General features: G+C 73.8%; 15 protein-coding genes. 4 read left to right on the top strand and 11 right to left on the bottom strand.

Translation table 11 applies throughout. The features are described from left to right. Positions 1–75 precede the first annotated feature (75 nt). The 8 genes from serS to AB0K43_RS06240 all read right to left on the bottom strand — a co-directional run bounded on the left by serS (position 76) and on the right by AB0K43_RS06240 (position 10018). Complete coding sequence (serS, locus tag AB0K43_RS06275; RefSeq protein ID WP_363636352.1) at positions 76–1350, bottom strand: serine--tRNA ligase; 1275 nt, start codon at positions 1348–1350, stop codon at positions 76–78. 675 nt (positions 1351–2025) lie between these two features. Next, the gene (gene pheA, locus AB0K43_RS06270) at positions 2026–2961 is read right to left on the bottom strand and encodes a prephenate dehydratase (RefSeq protein WP_363636350.1); all 936 of its coding nucleotides are present in this window, start codon (positions 2959–2961) and stop codon (positions 2026–2028) included. A 154-nt stretch (positions 2962–3115) separates the two neighbouring features. Beyond that, on the bottom strand, positions 3116–4396 hold the full coding sequence (gene efeB / locus AB0K43_RS06265; RefSeq protein WP_363636348.1) for an iron uptake transporter deferrochelatase/peroxidase subunit: 1281 nt from the start codon (positions 4394–4396) through the stop codon (positions 3116–3118). A 251-nt stretch (positions 4397–4647) separates the two neighbouring features. Further along, the gene (locus tag AB0K43_RS06260) at positions 4648–6705 is read right to left on the bottom strand and encodes a FixH family protein (RefSeq protein ID WP_363636346.1); all 2058 of its coding nucleotides are present in this window, start codon (positions 6703–6705) and stop codon (positions 4648–4650) included. A 165-nt stretch (positions 6706–6870) separates the two neighbouring features. Then, positions 6871–7416: a copper chaperone PCu(A)C gene (locus tag AB0K43_RS06255; RefSeq protein WP_363636344.1), complete on the bottom strand. Its 546-nt coding sequence runs from the start codon at positions 7414–7416 to the stop codon at positions 6871–6873. Then, a complete protein-coding gene (locus AB0K43_RS06250) occupies positions 7413–8123 on the bottom strand; it encodes an SCO family protein (protein ID WP_363636342.1) in 711 nt (236 codons plus the stop codon). Before AB0K43_RS06250 ends, AB0K43_RS06255 begins: the two co-directional genes overlap by 4 nt. A 99-nt stretch (positions 8124–8222) precedes the next feature. Continuing rightward, positions 8223–8981, bottom strand: a complete 759-nt coding sequence (locus AB0K43_RS06245; RefSeq protein ID WP_363636340.1) for a YcnI family protein — start codon at positions 8979–8981, stop codon at positions 8223–8225. Between the two features lie 161 nt (positions 8982–9142). Continuing rightward, positions 9143–10018, bottom strand: a complete 876-nt coding sequence (locus AB0K43_RS06240; RefSeq protein WP_363636338.1) for a hypothetical protein — start codon at positions 10016–10018, stop codon at positions 9143–9145. A 268-nt stretch (positions 10019–10286) separates the two neighbouring features. Here AB0K43_RS06240 and AB0K43_RS06235 point away from each other — a divergent pair, with 268 nt between their 5' ends. From AB0K43_RS06235 to AB0K43_RS06225, 3 genes are all read left to right on the top strand, one after another. Further along, on the top strand, positions 10287–10934 hold the full coding sequence (locus AB0K43_RS06235) for an ATP-binding protein (RefSeq protein WP_363636336.1): 648 nt from the start codon (positions 10287–10289) through the stop codon (positions 10932–10934). A gap of 71 nt (positions 10935–11005) precedes the next feature. Continuing rightward, a complete protein-coding gene (locus AB0K43_RS06230) occupies positions 11006–11227 on the top strand; it encodes a hypothetical protein (RefSeq protein WP_363636334.1) in 222 nt (73 codons plus the stop codon). 48 nt (positions 11228–11275) lie between these two features. Continuing rightward, positions 11276–12559: an amidase gene (locus AB0K43_RS06225; protein ID WP_363636332.1), complete on the top strand. Its 1284-nt coding sequence runs from the start codon at positions 11276–11278 to the stop codon at positions 12557–12559. Between the two features lie 98 nt (positions 12560–12657). On the opposite strand, the gene AB0K43_RS06220 is transcribed toward AB0K43_RS06225, so the two are convergent. After that, complete coding sequence (locus tag AB0K43_RS06220; RefSeq protein WP_363636330.1) at positions 12658–12873, bottom strand: DUF5302 domain-containing protein; 216 nt, start codon at positions 12871–12873, stop codon at positions 12658–12660. Between the two features lie 354 nt (positions 12874–13227). Between AB0K43_RS06220 and AB0K43_RS06215 the strand changes: the two genes are divergently transcribed. Beyond that, entirely contained in the window at positions 13228–14049 is an 822-nt protein-coding gene (locus tag AB0K43_RS06215; RefSeq protein ID WP_363636328.1) for an integrase, read from the top strand. A 129-nt stretch (positions 14050–14178) separates the two neighbouring features. Here AB0K43_RS06215 and AB0K43_RS06210 read toward each other — a convergent pair whose 3' ends face one another. Together AB0K43_RS06210 and AB0K43_RS06205 are read right to left on the bottom strand one after the other, a co-directional pair. Then, positions 14179–15129 carry a pirin family protein gene (locus AB0K43_RS06210; protein WP_363636326.1) on the bottom strand — a complete coding sequence of 317 codons (951 nt, stop codon included), beginning with the start codon at positions 15127–15129 and terminating at the stop codon, positions 14179–14181. A gap of 126 nt (positions 15130–15255) precedes the next feature. Then, positions 15256–15684, bottom strand: coding sequence for an SseB family protein (locus AB0K43_RS06205; protein WP_363636730.1), 429 nt, complete (start codon positions 15682–15684; stop codon positions 15256–15258). Positions 15685–15968: the final 284 nt, after the last annotated feature.

The following is a 15968-nucleotide window of genomic DNA, read 5'->3' as shown; positions in this document are numbered from 1 at the left end:
GGGCCGGGCGTGCTCATCTTCCGTGCATCTCCAAGGAGTTGTGGTGCTGCAGCGGCAGTGCCGCCGCGGTTGCTGTTACTTGGCCGGCTCGATCACGGCGCGCCCGCCGAGGAACGGCCGGAGCGCGGTCGGGACGACCACCGAACCATCGGCCTGCTGGTGGTTCTCCAGCAGGGCCACGATCACCCGGGGCACCGCGACCAGGGTGCCGTTGAGGGTGGCCAGCGGACGGACCTTGCCCTCCTCGCGCATCCGGATCGACAGCCGGCGGGCCTGGTACTCGGTGGTGTTGGAGGTCGAGGTGACCTCGCGGTACTTGCCCTGGGTCGGGATCCAGGCCTCGATGTCGAACTTCCGCACGGCCGAGGCACCGAGGTCGCCGGAGGCGACGTCGATCACCCGGTAGGGCAGCTCCAGCGCGTTGAGGAAGTCCTTCTCCCACTGGAGCAGGCGGCGGTGCTCCGCCTCGGCCTCCTCCGGGGTGGTGAAGACGAACATCTCCACCTTCTCGAACTGGTGCACCCGGATGATGCCGCGGGTGTCCTTGCCGTACGTCCCGGCCTCGCGGCGGAAGCAGGAGGAGAAGCCCGCGTAGCGCAGCGGCAGCTTGTCCGCGTCCAGGATCTCGTCCATGTGGTACGCCGCCAGCGGGACCTCGCTGGTGCCGACCAGGTACCGGTCGTCCTCGGCGAGGTGGTACACGTTCTCCGCGGCCTGGCCGAGGAAGCCGGTGCCGTCCATGGCGGCCGGGCGGACCAGGGCCGGGGTGATCATCGGGGTGAAGCCGGCCGCGTCGGCCTGCGCCATCGCCATGTTGACCAGGGCGAGCTCCAGCAGCGCGCCGATGCCGGTCAGGTAGTAGGAACGGGCGCCGGCCACCTTGGCACCGCGCTCGGTGTCGATCGCGCGCAGGAGCTGGCCCAGCTCGACGTGGTCCTTGGGCTCGAAGCCCTCGGCCGCGAAGTCGCGCGGGGTGCCGATCTCCTCCAGGGTGACGAAGTCCTCCTCGCCACCCACCGGCGCGGCCGGGTCGATCAGGTTGGCGAGCGAGCGCAGCAGCCGCTCGGCCTCGTCCTTGGCCTCGGACTGCTCGGCGTCGGCGGCCTTGACCTCGTCGGCCAGCACCTTGGTGCGCTGGAGCAGGGCGGCCTTCTCGTCGCCCTGGGCCTTGGGGATCTGCTTGCCGAGCGTCTTCTGCTCGTTGCGCAGCTCGTCGAAGCGACTGCCCGAGGACCGGCGCCGTTCGTCGGCGGAGAGGAGGGCGTCGACGAGCTCGACGTCCTCGCCACGGGCGCGCTGCGAGGCGCGCACTCGGTCTGGGTCCTCACGAAGCAGGCGAAGGTCAATCACGGGGGTCAGCCTACCGGGGAGAGGCAGCCCAGCAGGAAACGGTTTGCCACGGAGGGCCGGGAAGGGCTGGGGAGGGCTAGGGCGCCGCCGGGGCGGGGTCGGGCGGGGTGTAGGTCGCCCTGGGGATAACTGCCGCCATCCTGTGGATAACTGCCGGGAGGGAGCGGCTGTGGCGGCGTTTTCCACAGGCTCGGCCCGCCGCCTGTGGATGGCGGAGAAGTCCAGGATCGAGGCGCGTCGACTCGAGGAATTCAGGTTTTAAACCTCGATAAGCCTTCTGGACTGAGCTAATTCGCTCGCTCGGACGGGTGATCTATCGGCTTAAGGGTGACTCTGGTCCGATTAGTCACCCGTGTGTCGCTAGCTGATGATCTGAGTGGGTGCGACTGTAGCTATGCCGTTTTGTCGACTCATCCCCAGGGCTGTGGATAACTTCCGATCCGCACATCCTGTGGATGGAGGACCGGGCCTGTGGACGACGGGGGGTCGGGCGCCGGACCGCCTGGTTTGGGGCCCGGTGGCCCCTGCGGGGGCCGGTTGCACCACGCGGGTGAACGTACCAGCGCGTCGAATAACGGCAGATCTGAACAGAAAGCGACCAATTGGTGGCGACTGCGAGCAGCGGTTACCGACCGGTACTCGCGGTGGGCGCGCTGGTTCGGACCTCGCGGCGGCTCAGACCTCGCCGCGGCCGTCCAGGCAGCGGGAGAGCCAGTCGGCGGCCGCGACGAACTCGGCGTCCGAGGTGCCCGGCCGGACCTCCTTCGGGGTGCCCTTGTCCGCGCGCGGATAGGAGCCGAGGAATCGCACCTGCGGGCAGATCCGCTTCAGACCCATCAGTGCCTCGCTCACCCGGCGCTCGCTGAGGTGGCCTTCGCAGTCGATGAGGAAGCAGTAGTTGCCCATGCCCTCCCCGGTGGGCCGGGACTCGATCCGCATCAGGTTGATGCCGCGGACGGCGAACTCCTGCAGCAGCTCCAGCAGCGCACCGGGGTGGTCGTCCGGAAGCCACACCACCATCGAGGTCTTGTCGGCACCGGTCGGCGAGGAGACCCGCCCGGGCCGGCCCACCAGCACGAACCGGGTGGTCGCGTTCGCGGCGTCGTGGATGTCGTTGACCAGCACGTCGAGCCCGTACAGCGGAGCGGCGAACTCGCCCGCGAAGGCGCCGTCGAACCGGCCTTCCTGGACCAGCCGCGCGCCGTCGGCGTTCGAGGCGGCCGACTCCCACTGCGCGTCCGGCAGGTTGGCGGCCAGCCAGCGGCGCACCTGGGGCTGGGCCACCGGGTGGCTGGTGACGGTCTTGACGTCGGTGAGCGCGGTACCCGGCCGGACCAGCAGGGCGAAGGCGATCGGCAGCAGGACCTCGCGGTAGATCATCAGCTGCTTGCCGGAGGCCAGTTCGTCACTGGTCGCGGTCACCGCGCCCTCGACGGAGTTCTCCACCGGGACGAAGGCCCCGGCGGCCTCACCCGCCCGGACGGCGTCCAGCGCGGCCGGCACCGAGGCGAGCGGGACGAGCTCGCGGGTGGCCGCCTCCGGCAGCGTGCGCAGCGCGGCCTCGGTGAAGGTGCCCGCGGGCCCGAGGTAGGTGTAGCGGGTCGCGGACATCGCAGCCTCCGTGCGCGCGGGTGGTGCAGAGCAGTACTCGACTTGCCACCTTAGTCACTCGGGCCCGGGGGCACGGTCGCGTTCCGCACAGTGGGCACCGGCGGTGGACACCGGCGGTGGACACCAGGCCTGCTCGCTCCGTAGCCCGTAGCCCTCAGCCTTCCAGCAGGGCCTGGCCGACGTACCCGCCGGCCGGCGCCCCCGGCGGCACCGCGTACAGGCCGCTCGTCTCGTGCCGCAGGAAGCGGGACAGCCCGTCCCCCCTCGCCAGCTTGCGCTGCACGGGGACGAACCCGCGGGCCGGGTCGGCCTGGAAGGCGATGAACAGCAGCCCGGCGTCCAGCGACCCGTCCGGCAGCAGCCCGTCGTGGTACGAGAAGCCGCGGCGCAGCATCGCCGCCCCGCTGTTGGAGGCTGGGGCGGCGACCCGGATGTGCGCGTCGGCGGCGACCGCGAGCGAGCCGTCTGGGTTGACGGCGTCCAGGGCGACCGGGGTGGACTCGGTGGCCGAGGGGCCGCCGGAGAGCGGGGCGCCGTCCGACTTGCGGCGGCCGATCACCCGTTCCTGGCGCTCCGTCGGCAGGCTCTCCCAGTTGTCCAGCAGCATCCGGATCCGGCGCACCACCGCGTACGAGCCACCGGCCAGCCACCCGGGGCCGTCGGCGAACACCCGGGCGGCGAAGTCGGGCTCGGCCGGCTTCGGGTTGTTGGTCCCGTCGACCTGGCCCATCAGGTTGCGCCCGGTCATCGGGTGCGGGGTGGCGCCGGGGGTGCGGTGGAAGCCGGCCATCTGCCAGCGCAGCGTGGCCAGCCCGGCGGCCTGGCGCTGGAGCACCCGCAGGGCGTGGAAGGCGACCAGCGCGTCGTCGGCGCCGATCTGGACCCAGAGGTCGCCGTCGCCGCGGGAGCGGTCGAGCGCGTCGCCGGGGAAGTCCGGCAGCGGTGCGAGCGCGGGCGGGCGGTGCTCGGTGAGTCCGGTGCGGTCGAACAGGGAGGAGCCGAAGCCGAAGGTCACGGTGAGCGCGCAGGGGCCGGCGTCCAGGGCGATCTGGTTCTCGTGCTCGCCGGCCGGCTTGCCCTCGGCCAGCAGGGCGGCGGTGGCGGACCAGGTCTGCAACAGGGTGCGCAGACCGTCCCGGCCGGTGTTGTCGGTCAGGTCGAAGGCGGCGAGCTGGACCCGTGCCTGCTGGGGCTGGAGGATGCCGGCCTGGTGCCGGCCGTGGAAGGGCACCGCCGCCGTGCCCAGCGCGGACGCGGGGGGCGCGGCGGGCTGGTCGGCGGTCAGTGCCCGGGTGCCCAGGGCCCCGCCGGCCGCGCCGACCGCGAGGCCGGCCCCGGCGCCGCCGAGCAGCGCGCGGCGCGAGAGGCCTCGGGAGGCTGCTGCCGGGGAGGTCTCCGCTGTCGGGTGTGCTGCCGGGTGTGCTGTCTGGTCCACTGTTCACCAACTCGCAAGCGTTCACTGATGTGTGACTGTTCACCGGGTGGTGAGCGTCGGCGTCCGGGCCGGCATTCACCGATCGGCGCACGCTCACGGCGAGGTGAGCGTTCATGGTCGGGTGACCGTTCACGGATGGGCGGACGTTCACGCCATGGCAAGCGTTCACAGTCGGGCCAACATTCACGGTCTGGTGAGTATTCACCAACTCATGAATGCTCACCCGACCGTGAACGTGGTCGCGGCTGCGGCTACCCGATCTTCAGCTGCTGGACCGCGGTCACCTGGTCGATGTCCGAGGATCGCACGGTCACCGAGACCACCCAGTTCCCGGCCAGCGGCAGCTGCGCCGTACCCGACCAGCGGCCGGTGCCCTCGGCCTTCAGCGCCACCGGCAGCGGCCCGAGGTCGCGGTCCGGCAGCGTGAAGGCGAGCTCCAGCTCGGGGACCTCGGTCGGGTTCCCCGCGGCGTCGTCGAGCTTCAGCTGCACCGCGTTGCCGCCGGTCGCGGCGGGGTTGACGGCGACGGTCGCGGTGCCCTTGGCGTTGGCGGTCCGCCCGCCGGTGTCGTACGGCAGCTTGAGCTCGATCGTGCGCCCGGGAGCGGTGCTCGCGCCCGGCGCCGGAGCCTGCGAGGCGGACTGCTCGTTCGCCGCGATGGCCGAGGCCACCCGCCCCGGAGGGGAGTTGGTGAGCATCGTGGTCACCACCAGCACCGCCACCGCGACCGCGGACTCCACCAGGACCGAACGCCGGAGTCCGGCCCGGGCGGGCGTGCCGTCCTTGGTCCGCCGGCTGCTCGCGGCCGCCCGGGCCGCCCGCTGGCGGGCCAACTGCGCCTGCCGCAGCGGATCCGTGCCCGCGTCGCCAGCACCTTCCTCGGCGGCTTCGCCCGACGTACGGGCGCCCGCATCCGCGACCGTGCCCGCATCCGCGACCGTGCCCGCATCCGCGACCGTCTCCAGTTCCAGCTCCAGCTCCAGCTCCGGTACCGCCCGGAGCCGGGCGATCCAGGAGCGCGAGATCCAGGCCACCCCGACCATGGCGGCGACGCAGCCGATCTTGATCAGCAGCAGCCGTCCGTACTCGGTGTCCACCAGTGCGGACCAGTTCCCCAGCCCGCGCCACGACTGGTACAGGCCGGTCAGGGCCAGCACGGTGACGCAGCCGAAGGCGATCTTGGAGAAGCGTTCGACGGCGGCGAGCCCCATGCCCTGGCGCAGCCCGACCGCCAGCGTGGCCAGTCCGCCGAGCCAGACCGCCATGGCCAGCAGGTGCACGGCGGCCATCGGCAGCGCCAGCCAGACCTGGATGCCGACCGCGGAGTGGTCCGCGCCGACCCAGGTGGCGCACAGCGCGACGGCCAGCACCAGGCCGGCGATCCCGAGCCCGAGCCGGGCGTCCCGCAGCGGCCGCTCGGCCGCACGCCGCTCCAGCCGGAGCAGCTCGGCCTCCTCCGAGTCCGCGTCCTGCGCCCCGCCAGCACCTGCACCTGCACCTGCACCAGCACCGGCGCCGGCGCCGGCAGCCCCCGGCTGTCCGGCCCCGGCCCCGTTCGGCTGCCCCAACTGCCCCACCAGCAGCGACAGGAACACCCCGCCCGCCGCCAGCAACAGCAGCCGCGCCGCCAGCGCGGTGCCGATCCGCTCGTCCAGGGTGCTGCGGACCAGCGAGAGGTCGAAGGCCTGGGAGATGCCGGTGCCCCGCTCGTACGGGCCGCGCAGCAGCAGCACCGCCACGGTGGAGACCAGCAGCGCGATCCAGCCCGTCATCAGCAGCCGCTGCACCTGGCGGACGGCCGCACCGGCCGGCCAGCACAGCAGTACGAACGCGGCGGTGCCGGCCAGCAGCGCGAAGGCCGCGTAGGCGACCGTCCGGGCGGTGGCGTACGCGGCGGCCACCGTGGTGTCCGCGTCGGCGCCCTGGACGCTGGAGGCGGAGACCGAGGTGTCGGAGGGGGCGCCGATCGAGAAGGTGAACGCGCCGCCGACGGGGTGCGAGTCCTCCGAGACGGCGCGCCAGGCGACCGTGTAAGTACCGTTGGCAAGGCCGGATTTGAGGCTGACCCGGGCGCTGTCGGACTTGCCGTCCGGGTGCGCGGGGTCGCCCGAGTCGACGGCCCGGCCGGTCGGGTCCAGCACGCGTACCGAGTCGGCCGACAGCGAGACGCCCTCGCTGAAGGTCAGGGTGACGCTGGAGGGTGCGGTCGGCACCACGGAGTTCTGCGCCGGGTCGGTCCTCACCAGCGTCGCGTGCGCGGACGCCGTCCCGGCCCCGCCGATCAGCAGCGCCGCGACGATCCCGAGCACGACCGCCAGCGCCCGCCCGCCGATCCGAGCCCGTACCGAGCCCCGTACCGGGCCCCGTACCGGGCCCCGTCCCGTGCCCCGTACCGGGCCCAGGCCCAGGCCCCGCACCTGGACGGTTCCCCCCGCCCCATCCCGCCTCGACCTCAGTGGCATCCCCAGCATCCGTCAGCTCCCCGGTCGGTAGGTGAGCGGCTTGACCGGCACCTTGACCGAGATCGTGCCACTCCTGGCGAAGGTGAGGTCGAGTTCGAGCTCGTCCCCGACCGCGGGCGGCTGCTGCCAGCCCATGATCATCAGATGGTTCCCGCCCCGGGCCAGCTCCAGCGAGCCGTGCGCCGGCACCGGCAGGCTGGTGAGCTCCTGCATGGTGGTCTCGGTCGAGCGGTGCAGGGTGACGGAGGTGGCGGCCGGGCTGGACACGCTGACCAACTGGTCGGCGTCGCCGCTCTCGTTGCGCACCGTCAGGTACCCCGCGCCCATCCCGCCCGAGACGGCCGGCAGCGGGATGTACGGGTCGGAGACGACCAGCTTGGCGCCCGCGCCGCCCGCCGTACCGGCCGCGAGCCCGGCACTGCCCCTGGCCGAGCCCGAGTCCGAGCCGTCCGGGCCCCCGGGGCCGCCCGACCCGCAGGCGACGAGTATCGCCGCGGCCGTCAGCGCGGTGGCCAGCCCCGCGCCCGCCAGCGCGCTGCGGCGGAACGCCCGGCTCACGCGGCGACCCCCCTGGCCAGCAACGCGAGGTCGTGGGTGTAGGTCTCGACCGGCGTGTTGCTCATGTAGAGCAGGTGCGCCTTGTCGTCGCCGGGCAGGAAGGCGAGCACCTGCGCGCCGTGCGAGGAGGTCACCGAACCGTCCGCGTTCACGATCGGGTCCTCGACCAGCACCCCGAGCGACTTGGCGGCGGCCTTGACCTTCTCCAGGTCGCCGGTCAGGCCGATGAAGTCCTTGCCCATCGAGTCCAGCCAGGTGCGCAGCACCGTGGGCGTGTCCCGGGCGGGGTCGGTGGAGACGAAGACCACGTCGATCTTCTTGCGGTCCTCCGCCGGGAGCTTCGACATCGCCACGCCGACGTCGCCCATGGTGGTCGGGCAGACGTCCGGGCAGCTGGTGTAGCCGAAGAACAGCAGGGTGGCGGTGCCCGCCGTCCGGGCCCGCAGGTCGAAGGGCTGGCCGCTGGTGTCGCCGAGCGTCAGATCGGGCTTGTCGAAGTGCCGCTTCAGCACGCTGCCCTGGTACGGGGAGCTGCCGCCCGCTTTGTTGATCTTGACGGTGCCGTCGGCGTTGGTGCCGGCGTTCCCCGCTGCGGAGGAGCCGCAGCCGGTCAGCGCGATCGCGCCCGCCAGCGCGAGCGCGGCGGCGCCCAGCAGCCGGGACCTGGTGGAGGGGCGGGGCTTCGCGGTGGACGTCGTACGTGCCATGGGAGTGATCCGATCGTGCGCGAGTGTCGCCGGCGGGGGCCGCGGTCCGCTCCCGGGCGGGTGCCCGGGGCCGGGGAACGCGGCCCCCGCCGACCAGGGTCAGGAGGCGGAGCCGCTGCTCCTGCGACGCAGGCCGGCCACGCCGAGGGCGGCGCCGATCACGCCGACCACGATGCCGACCACGCCGAGGGTCCGGGCGGTGGAGTCGTCCGACGCGGCGCCGGCCTTCCCGGCGGCCTGGTCGCCGCCGGCGGCGTCGCCGGCGTGGTGGTCCGCGGCGGCCGGGGAGGCGGTCGATCCGGCAGCGGGCTTGGCGGCGGGGGTGAGGGTCAGCACGGGGGCGGGCTTGGCCGGCTCGGGCTGGCCGTCCTTGGCCTCCTCGATCCAGCGGACCACGTCACCGTTGTCGTAGGTCTGCAGCGCCTTGAAGGTCAGCTTGTCGGTGTCGGCGGGCAGCGCGCCCAGCGAGACCCGGAAGTCCAGGAACTGCCCGGGGCCGAGCTTGGTGCCCTCGTTGGCGGTCCAGGTGATCTTCGAGACGGCCTCGTTGATGTCCTGGCCGTGCGACTTCAGCGGCTTGTCGAGCTTGCTCTTCTCCAGCGTGGCGGTCCAGCCCGGGACGGGCTCGGTGCGCACGGACGCCATCGGGTGGTCCATCGGCAGGCTCACCTCGAGCTTCACCGTGGCGGCGTTGTCGTTCTCGTTCGGCACCCGGAAGGCGACGGCGGAGTAGCCGCCCTGCGGGACGCTGCCCGGCTGCACGGTGACGTGCGCGAAGGCCGGGGCGGCCAGGGCGAGGACGGTCGAGGCCGCGACGGCGGCGATCCCGGCGATCCGACGGGCAGGAAGGGAACGCATCTGGTTGCTCCATGGGGGAGACGGGCACACGTGCGGGCCGCATCCGCGGCGGCACCGGTGCCGGGTGGCCAAGGCTCGGAACGCGCCGTACCGCTCTCGGGTACGGCTGCGCGCGGGCGCGCCCGGGCCGCCACGTCGCGAGGACGTCGGACGGCTCCCGATCAGCGCGCGAAGGCCGCCACCGGCGGGCCCCGCCGGTGCACGCTGTGCCGCAGGGCGGCCGCACCCGGCAGCCGCCAGTCCTCGGCCGGCCCACCCGGCCGGACCCGCTCCGGGCCGCCCGCGAGCGGCCCCAGCAGCACCGCCGCCACCAGCGCGAGCGCGCGGCGCAGCGGTATCGCCCACTCCTGTGCGGCACCCGCCGCCAGCTTGAGCAGCCGCCACAGCGCCTGCTCGCCGCGCCGCAGCCACCAACCGGCCAGTACCGCCGCGGCCAGGTGGCCGAGCAGCATCAAGGGGCTGAGGCCGAACACCCCCGCGGCATGCGCCCCACCGGCGTGCGAGCCGGTGGCGTACGCCTGCGGGTCGAGGCCGGCGGCGCGCACCACCTGCTCGGCCGTACTGCCGAGCGGGAGGGCGCTGGGCCCGTTGCCGGGTCGGTCGTCGCAGATCAGCCGGCCGGCCAGTTCGGGCAGCGTGGTGCCGGCTCCGGCCGGGTGCGCCGCGGCCATCCCCACCATGCCGGCCATCCGGGCGGTCGAGGCGGCGAAACCGCTCGTCCCGGCGGCGGCCGCCAGGGAGTGGAAGAGCAGGTGCAGGCCGAGCTGGCCCACCCCGAGGGCACCGGCGATCGCGGCCATCGACCGCTCCCGCCCGCCGAGCAGGAACCCGGCGGCGCAGACCGCCGCGAACCCGGCCGCCAGCGCGGTCGAGGTCACCTCGCCGCCGCCGACCAGGGCGTGCCCGGCCGCGGCGATCAGCGTGCAGACCAGCGCGAACGGCACCGCCCGCGCCAACCGCAGATCCCAGGCAGCGGTCGGCACCCCGGTCAGGGGTCCGGCGGCTCCTCGGCGCGGGGCGGCGTGGCGGTCGGTCATGGCCGGGCCATCATCTCACCGCCCACCGCGGCGCCCGAGGGAGGGTCGGCACTACCCCGGAGCCCGGCCCGGGAAGAGGTCAGGATCGGAAATACATCCGATTGCCCCGTTCGGCCCGGCGCGCGCGCCACCCAATGCGCCGCTCGGCACAGGACCCCACATCAGTCCATCCGCCGGACGGGTGGTCCGGCCCCCGACGGACGGTTCGGTGCCGGATCGGTCGGAGATACCTAGTTGTATGTGGAGCCGCAGCCAGGAGGGACCTCCCGTGGACATCTGGTGGACTCTGCACCTCAAGCGCGACCCGGCCAGCGTGCCGCTGGCCCGGCGCATCCTGCTCGGCGCGATGGACTCCGCCGGTGTGGACCCTCAGATCGCCTTCGACCTCGGGGTGGCCCTCACCGAGGCCTGCGCGAACGCGGTCGAGCACGCCGTGACCGGCCGCCCCGACGAAGGCTTCCAGGTCACCGCCTCGATCACCGGCGACCGGCTGCGCATCGAGGTGGTCGACTCGGGCCCCGGCCTGCCGCCGATCGCCGCCCCCGCGCCGCCCGCCGTCCCGCCGCTGCGCCGCCCGGGCACCGCGCCGTCCGCGGTCCGCCCGCCCGGGCGGTGCCGCACCCGCCGCGGCCGCGCCTCGCTGCCGGCCCGGATCCTGGCCGCCCACCGCTCCCGCCCGGCCGACCGCCCCGCCCCGTACGACACGCATGTGCTGCCCGCCGGCCGCCCCGCCCTGGTCCGCGCCCCGGACTTGGACACCCTGCCGGACCTCACCGCCGAGAGCGGCCGCGGCCTGTTCCTGATCCACGCCCTCACCGACCACGTCCAGCTGCGCAACCACCCGCTGCGCGGGGCGATCGTCAGCTTCGACAAGGTCCTCAAGTGGCAGGACGACGCCCTGCTGCGCGCCTCCTGACGGCGGCCGCGCCGCCCCAGGAGTTGCCCGCCCCGCGGAGCACTCGGAGCATGGTGCCCATGATTCATCAGATGCGTGCCGAGTACGGTCCGGCGGGTGTGGCGTCGGGCGAGGTGCGGACGTGGCACATCGTCCGCGGCGACACCACCGTGGCGATGTGCGGCCGGGAGCTGGATCCGGCCGCCGAGACCCGCGACGCCAGCCACTGGGTCGAGCACCCGGATCTGCACTGCCACAGCTGCGGGGCGCTCTTCCTGCGGGAGGCTCCCTACCTGCCGAGCGAGCACGAGTGACAGCGGCCCCGGGGCACCCGCGCGGCGTCCCGCCGGCACCTTGACGGCATGGAGCCGATGATCGCGCTGCTGCCCGAGGCCGCCGCGCTGCGGTCCGGCCGGCCATCGCTGGACGAGCACGTGGAGCGGCTCTGCGCCCGGATCGACCGGCTGGACCCGATGGTCGGGGCGTTCGTCCCCGAGCCGGGGCGCTACCGGCGCCTCGCCGGGGCGGCCCGGACCGCCCAGCGCCTCGACCCGGCGGCGCGCGGGCCGCTGTACGGCGTGGCGGTCGGGGTGAAGGACGTCATCCGGGTCGACTCCCTGCCCACCCACGCCGGCTCGGCGCTGCCGCCCGGTGTGCTCGCCGGCCCGCAGGCCTCGCTGGTCGGCCGGCTGCTGGCGGCCGGCGCGCTGATCGCGGGCAAGACCGTGACGGCCGAGTTCGCGGTGCGCGCCCCGGGTCCGACCCACAACCCGCACGATCCCGCGCACACCCCCGGAGGCTCCAGCAGCGGTTCGGCCGCGGCCGTCGCCGCCGGACTGGTACCACTGGCGATCGGCACCCAGACGGTCGGCTCGGTGATCCGGCCGGCCGCCTACTGCGGAGTGGTGGGCTTTCGCCCGAGCTACGGCCGGATCCCGGTGGACGGGGTGATCGCGCACTCCCCGAGCCTGGACACGGTGGGCCTGTTCACCTCGGACCTGGCGGGCGCCCGACTGGCCGCCGCCGTGCTGTGCGAGGGCTGGCGGCCGAGCGACACCGGGCGGGCGCCGGTCTGCGCCGTGCCGGTCGGCGGGTACCTGGACCGGACCGAGCCGGCCGCCCGGGCGGAGTTCGACCGCACGCTGGCCGGGCTCCGCGAGGGTGGGCTGACCGTCCGCGAGCTCGACCTGCCGGACGACTTCGAGGACCTGGTCCGGCACCTGCGGGTGATCAACCGCTTCGAGCTGGCCCGGGCGCACGCCGGGCTGTTCGCCCGCTTCGGCGCGCTCTACCGGCCGGAGACGGCCGCCGCGATCCGGCGCGGGCACGAGATCGACCCGGCCGACCACACGGCGGCGCTGCACGCCCGGGACGGCTTCCGGCGGCGGCTGGTCGCGCTGACCGAGGCCGAGGGGATCGACCTGTGGTTGAGCCCGGCGGCCACCGGCCCCGCCCCGCGCGGGCTGGACAGCACCGGCGACGCGGTGATGTCGCTGCCCTGGAGCTACGCGGGCGCCCCGGCCCTGACCCTGCCCGCCGGGAGTCTGGACGGCCTCCCGCTGGGCCTGCAGTGCGTGGCGATGCCCGGCGCCGACGAGCGGCTGCTCGACCTCGCGGGCCCGATCGAGCACCAACTGCGAGCGTAACGGCGGTCGTAGCGGCGGCGGTGGTCGGCGCCGGAACGCCGGCGGGGGCGGGCCGCCGTGCGACCCGCCCCCGCCGGACTCCGGCTGTCGACCGGCCGTCAGCCGCCGCTCTTGCGACGGAAGGTGCGCTTGCCGCCCGCGGCGCTGTGCGCACCGTGGATCTTCGACTCGCCACCGGGGCCGCCGGCGCCGCTGCCCGCCTTGCCGCCGTGCTTGCGCTCCAGGGCGGCGAGGAACTTCGCCTTGACGTCGTCCTGGCCCGCCTCCGGCTCGGGGGTCGGCTGCTGCTCGGGTTCGGCTGTTTCGCTGCTCATACGGGGACCTCCTGGACGGGAGCTGATGTGCAGGGCACAGACTGCCACGTCCGCGACCGGTCCCGCTGCCGCGGCGCCGGGGTCACGGCTGCTCGTCGGGGAAGTGCGGTCCGCCGATCAGGAAGAGCAGGGTCAGCACCGGGAAGGCGATCGCGGCGATCACGAGGACGAAGAATTGCCAGACCATCGGATGGCTCCAGACTCGCAGCGGGCGCGCCGGCGGCGCGGGAGGCCGACATTCAGACGGTATGTGCCGGTTGGTACCGATGCCACCGGGAACCGGCCCGCACCCCCATCGAGGGATCAAGGTCCGGAGTCTGTCCCCGGTCCGCCCGGCCCGGCCACACTGGCCAGATGCGCGTACAGCTCGCCGGGGAGCCCGGCAGACCGGACCGGGCGAACGAGGACTTCGCGGCGGCCACCCCGGAGGCGCTGGTGCTGCTGGACGGCGCGAGTTCGCCGGACGGTCTGGAATCCGGCTGCACCCACGGCACCGCCTGGTACGTCCGCCGGCTCGGGGTGCACCTGCTGGCCCGGCTGACGGACCGCTCCGACCGCTCGATCGGCGAGTGCCTGGCCGACGCGATCATCGAGACCGCGGCCCTGCACGGCGGCCGCTGCGACCTCGCGCACCCCAACACCCCGGCGGCCATGGTGGTGGCCGCCCGGCTGCACGGCAGCTCGCTGGAGTACCTGGTGCTGGGCGACTCGATGCTGGTGCTGGATCTGCTGCACGGCCCGCCCCGGGTGATCGGCGACAACCAGCGCTTCCCCGGCGGGGAGGAGCTGCGCCGCCAGGCCTGGGCCGCTGCGCCCGGCTCGGCCGAGCGGGCCTCGCTGGACATGCAGTACGCCCTGGCGGTACGGGCCGCCCGCAACACCGGGCGCGGGCCGTGGATCGCGGCCGCCTCCCCGAAGGCCGCCGCCTATGCCGAGTGCGGCCTGGTCAAGCTCGCCGGGGTGTCCGCGCTGGCCGCCTTCAGCGACGGCGCCGCCCGCTTCACCGACCGCTTCCAGCTGGGTAGTTGGGCGGACGCGCTGCGGTTGGCGGCGCAGTCGGGGCCGGCCGAGCTGATCGCCCGGGTGCGCGCGGCGGAGCGGACCGACCCGCGCTGCGAGCGGTGGCCGCGGGGCAGGACCCACGAGGACGCCCTCGCGGTCCACGCCCGGCTCTGACGAAGCCGGGCGCGGGCCGGCCCCGGGGGAAGGGCCGGCCCGCGCCCGGGGCCGGTGGGTCCGGTCGGTCAGCTGGGTCCGTTCGGTCGGCCGGGCCGGATCGGTCAGCTGGGTCCGGACCGGACGGGATCAGTCGATCGGGTGGCCGAAGGACCCGGACTGGAAGTCCTCCATGGCCTGCTGCAGCTCGCGGTGGCTGTTCATCACGAACGGCCCGTACCAGGCGACCGGCTCCCGGATCGGCTGCCCGCCCAGGATGATCACGTCCAGGTTGGGGTGACGCGAGTCCTGCTTGGTGTCGGCCGAGACGGTGACCGTGTCGCCGGCCCCGAAGACCGCGGCCTGGCCGGTGTGCACCGGGCGGCCCTCCGCGCCGACCTTCCCGTCGCCGCCCAGCACGTAGACCAGCGCGTTGAAGTCGGGCCGCCAGGGGATGGTGACCTGTGCGCCGGGGGTCACGGTGGCGTGCATCAGGGTGATCGGGGTGTGCGTGGCACCCGGGCCGCGGTGGCCGTCCAGCTCGCCGGCGATCAGCCGGAGCACCGCGCCGCCGTCCGGGGTGGTGAGCAGCTTGACGTGCCCGCCGTGGATGTCCTGGTAGCGCGGCCCGGTCATCTTGTCGCTGGCCGGGAGGTTGACCCAGAGCTGGATGCCGTGGAACAGGCCGCCGGCCGCCACCAGGGACTCGGGCGGGGTCTCGATGTGCAGGATGCCGGAGCCGGCCGTCATCCACTGGGTGTCGCCGCCGCCGAGGTGCCCGCCGCCGCCGTGCGAGTCCTTGTGGATGAACTCGCCGTCGATCAGGTAGGTCACGGTCTCGAAGCCGCGGTGCGGGTGCCACGGGGTGCCCTTGGGCTCCCCTGCGGCGTACTCCACCTCGCCCATCTGGTCCATCATGATGAACGGGTCGAGGTACTTCTGGTTGACCTTGGCGAACGCCCGGCGGACCGGGAAGCCCTCGCCCTCGAAGCCCTCGGGCGCGGTGACCACCGAGAGGACCGGTCGGGGCACCGTGAGGGTCGGGTCGGGGGTGGCGACGCGCGGGAGGGTCAGCGGGTTGTCGACGGTCACGGCGGGCATGTCGGCCTCCTTCGTGGGGTTCTGTGGCCTACATCCAGCAGGTTAGTTCAATTCTCAACCATAGGCAAGTTGAATGTTCAACCATTACTCCGTGCGGCCGGACCGGTCGCCCCGCGAGGGGGTCGGTCAGCCGTACATCCGGCGCATCGTGAAGTCCACCATCTGCTCCACGGCCTTGGCGTCGAACACCATCCGGTGCTCGCCCTCCATGTCCAGCGCGAAGCCGTAGCCGGTGGGCAGCAGGTCCAGCACCTCGGCGCCGGAGACGCTGAAGTGCTTGGACTCCTTGCCGGCGTAGCGCCGCAGCTCCTTGACCGAGCTGAACATCGGGATCACCGGGGTCGGGGTGTTGTGCAGCGCCAGGAAGCCCGGCCGGTCGCCGCGCGGGCAGAACACCTTCGAGGTGATGAAGATCGCCTGGAAGTCCTCGACCGGCATCGAGCCGGTGGTGAAGGCGCGGACGGCGTCCGCGAGGGATGGCGGCGAGGGCTCGGGGTAGAGAGACTGCTGGGGGGCGGCCTGCTGGGGGTCGCCGTACGGACCGGAGCCGGGCATGCCGTTCATCCCCTGCTGCATGTTCTGCTGCTGGTAGGGGTCACCCTGGTATGCGGTCTGCTCGTAGCCGTACACAGGGGACAGGCTATCGGGCCCGGGGCCCGGGCGCGGCGGCTGATCCGGACAATGCGGGTGGCTCTCGGATTGTGGGACGTGACCACGTTCATAGCGCTTTCACGTCCGAGGGCTTGAACAAGTTACCAACGGGTAGCATCATGGAGCCTACTGGCGGGTAAGTGGGGCGCTCGTAGCGGCGGACCCCCGGAGCAGACGAACCGGAGATA

The organism is Kitasatospora sp. NPDC049258 (genome assembly GCF_040678895.1).
Taxonomy (GTDB): Bacteria; Actinomycetota; Actinomycetes; order Streptomycetales; family Streptomycetaceae; genus Kitasatospora.
The sequence above is the reverse complement of the archived record's forward strand: the minus strand, read 5'-3'. Positions and strand labels throughout refer to the sequence as shown.

What these genes read in the sequence shown, in the direction of transcription:
- pheA (WP_363636350.1), bottom strand. Translation starts at nt 2,961, where the DNA reads ATGTCCGCGACCCGCTACACCTACCTCGGGCCCGCGGGCACCTTCACC.
- AB0K43_RS06250 (WP_363636342.1), bottom strand. Translation starts at nt 8,123, where the DNA reads ATGGCACGTACGACGTCCACCGCGAAGCCCCGCCCCTCCACCAGGTCC.
- AB0K43_RS06245 (WP_363636340.1), bottom strand. Translation starts at nt 8,981, where the DNA reads ATGCGTTCCCTTCCTGCCCGTCGGATCGCCGGGATCGCCGCCGTCGCG.
- AB0K43_RS06240 (WP_363636338.1), bottom strand. Translation starts at nt 10,018, where the DNA reads ATGACCGACCGCCACGCCGCCCCGCGCCGAGGAGCCGCCGGACCCCTG.
- AB0K43_RS06230 (WP_363636334.1), top strand. Translation starts at nt 11,006, where the DNA reads ATGCGTGCCGAGTACGGTCCGGCGGGTGTGGCGTCGGGCGAGGTGCGG.
- AB0K43_RS06225 (WP_363636332.1), top strand. Translation starts at nt 11,276, where the DNA reads ATGGAGCCGATGATCGCGCTGCTGCCCGAGGCCGCCGCGCTGCGGTCC.
- AB0K43_RS06220 (WP_363636330.1), bottom strand. Translation starts at nt 12,873, where the DNA reads ATGAGCAGCGAAACAGCCGAACCCGAGCAGCAGCCGACCCCCGAGCCG.
- AB0K43_RS06215 (WP_363636328.1), top strand. Translation starts at nt 13,228, where the DNA reads ATGCGCGTACAGCTCGCCGGGGAGCCCGGCAGACCGGACCGGGCGAAC.
- AB0K43_RS06210 (WP_363636326.1), bottom strand. Translation starts at nt 15,129, where the DNA reads ATGCCCGCCGTGACCGTCGACAACCCGCTGACCCTCCCGCGCGTCGCC.
- AB0K43_RS06205 (WP_363636730.1), bottom strand. Translation starts at nt 15,684, where the DNA reads ATGCCCGGCTCCGGTCCGTACGGCGACCCCCAGCAGGCCGCCCCCCAG.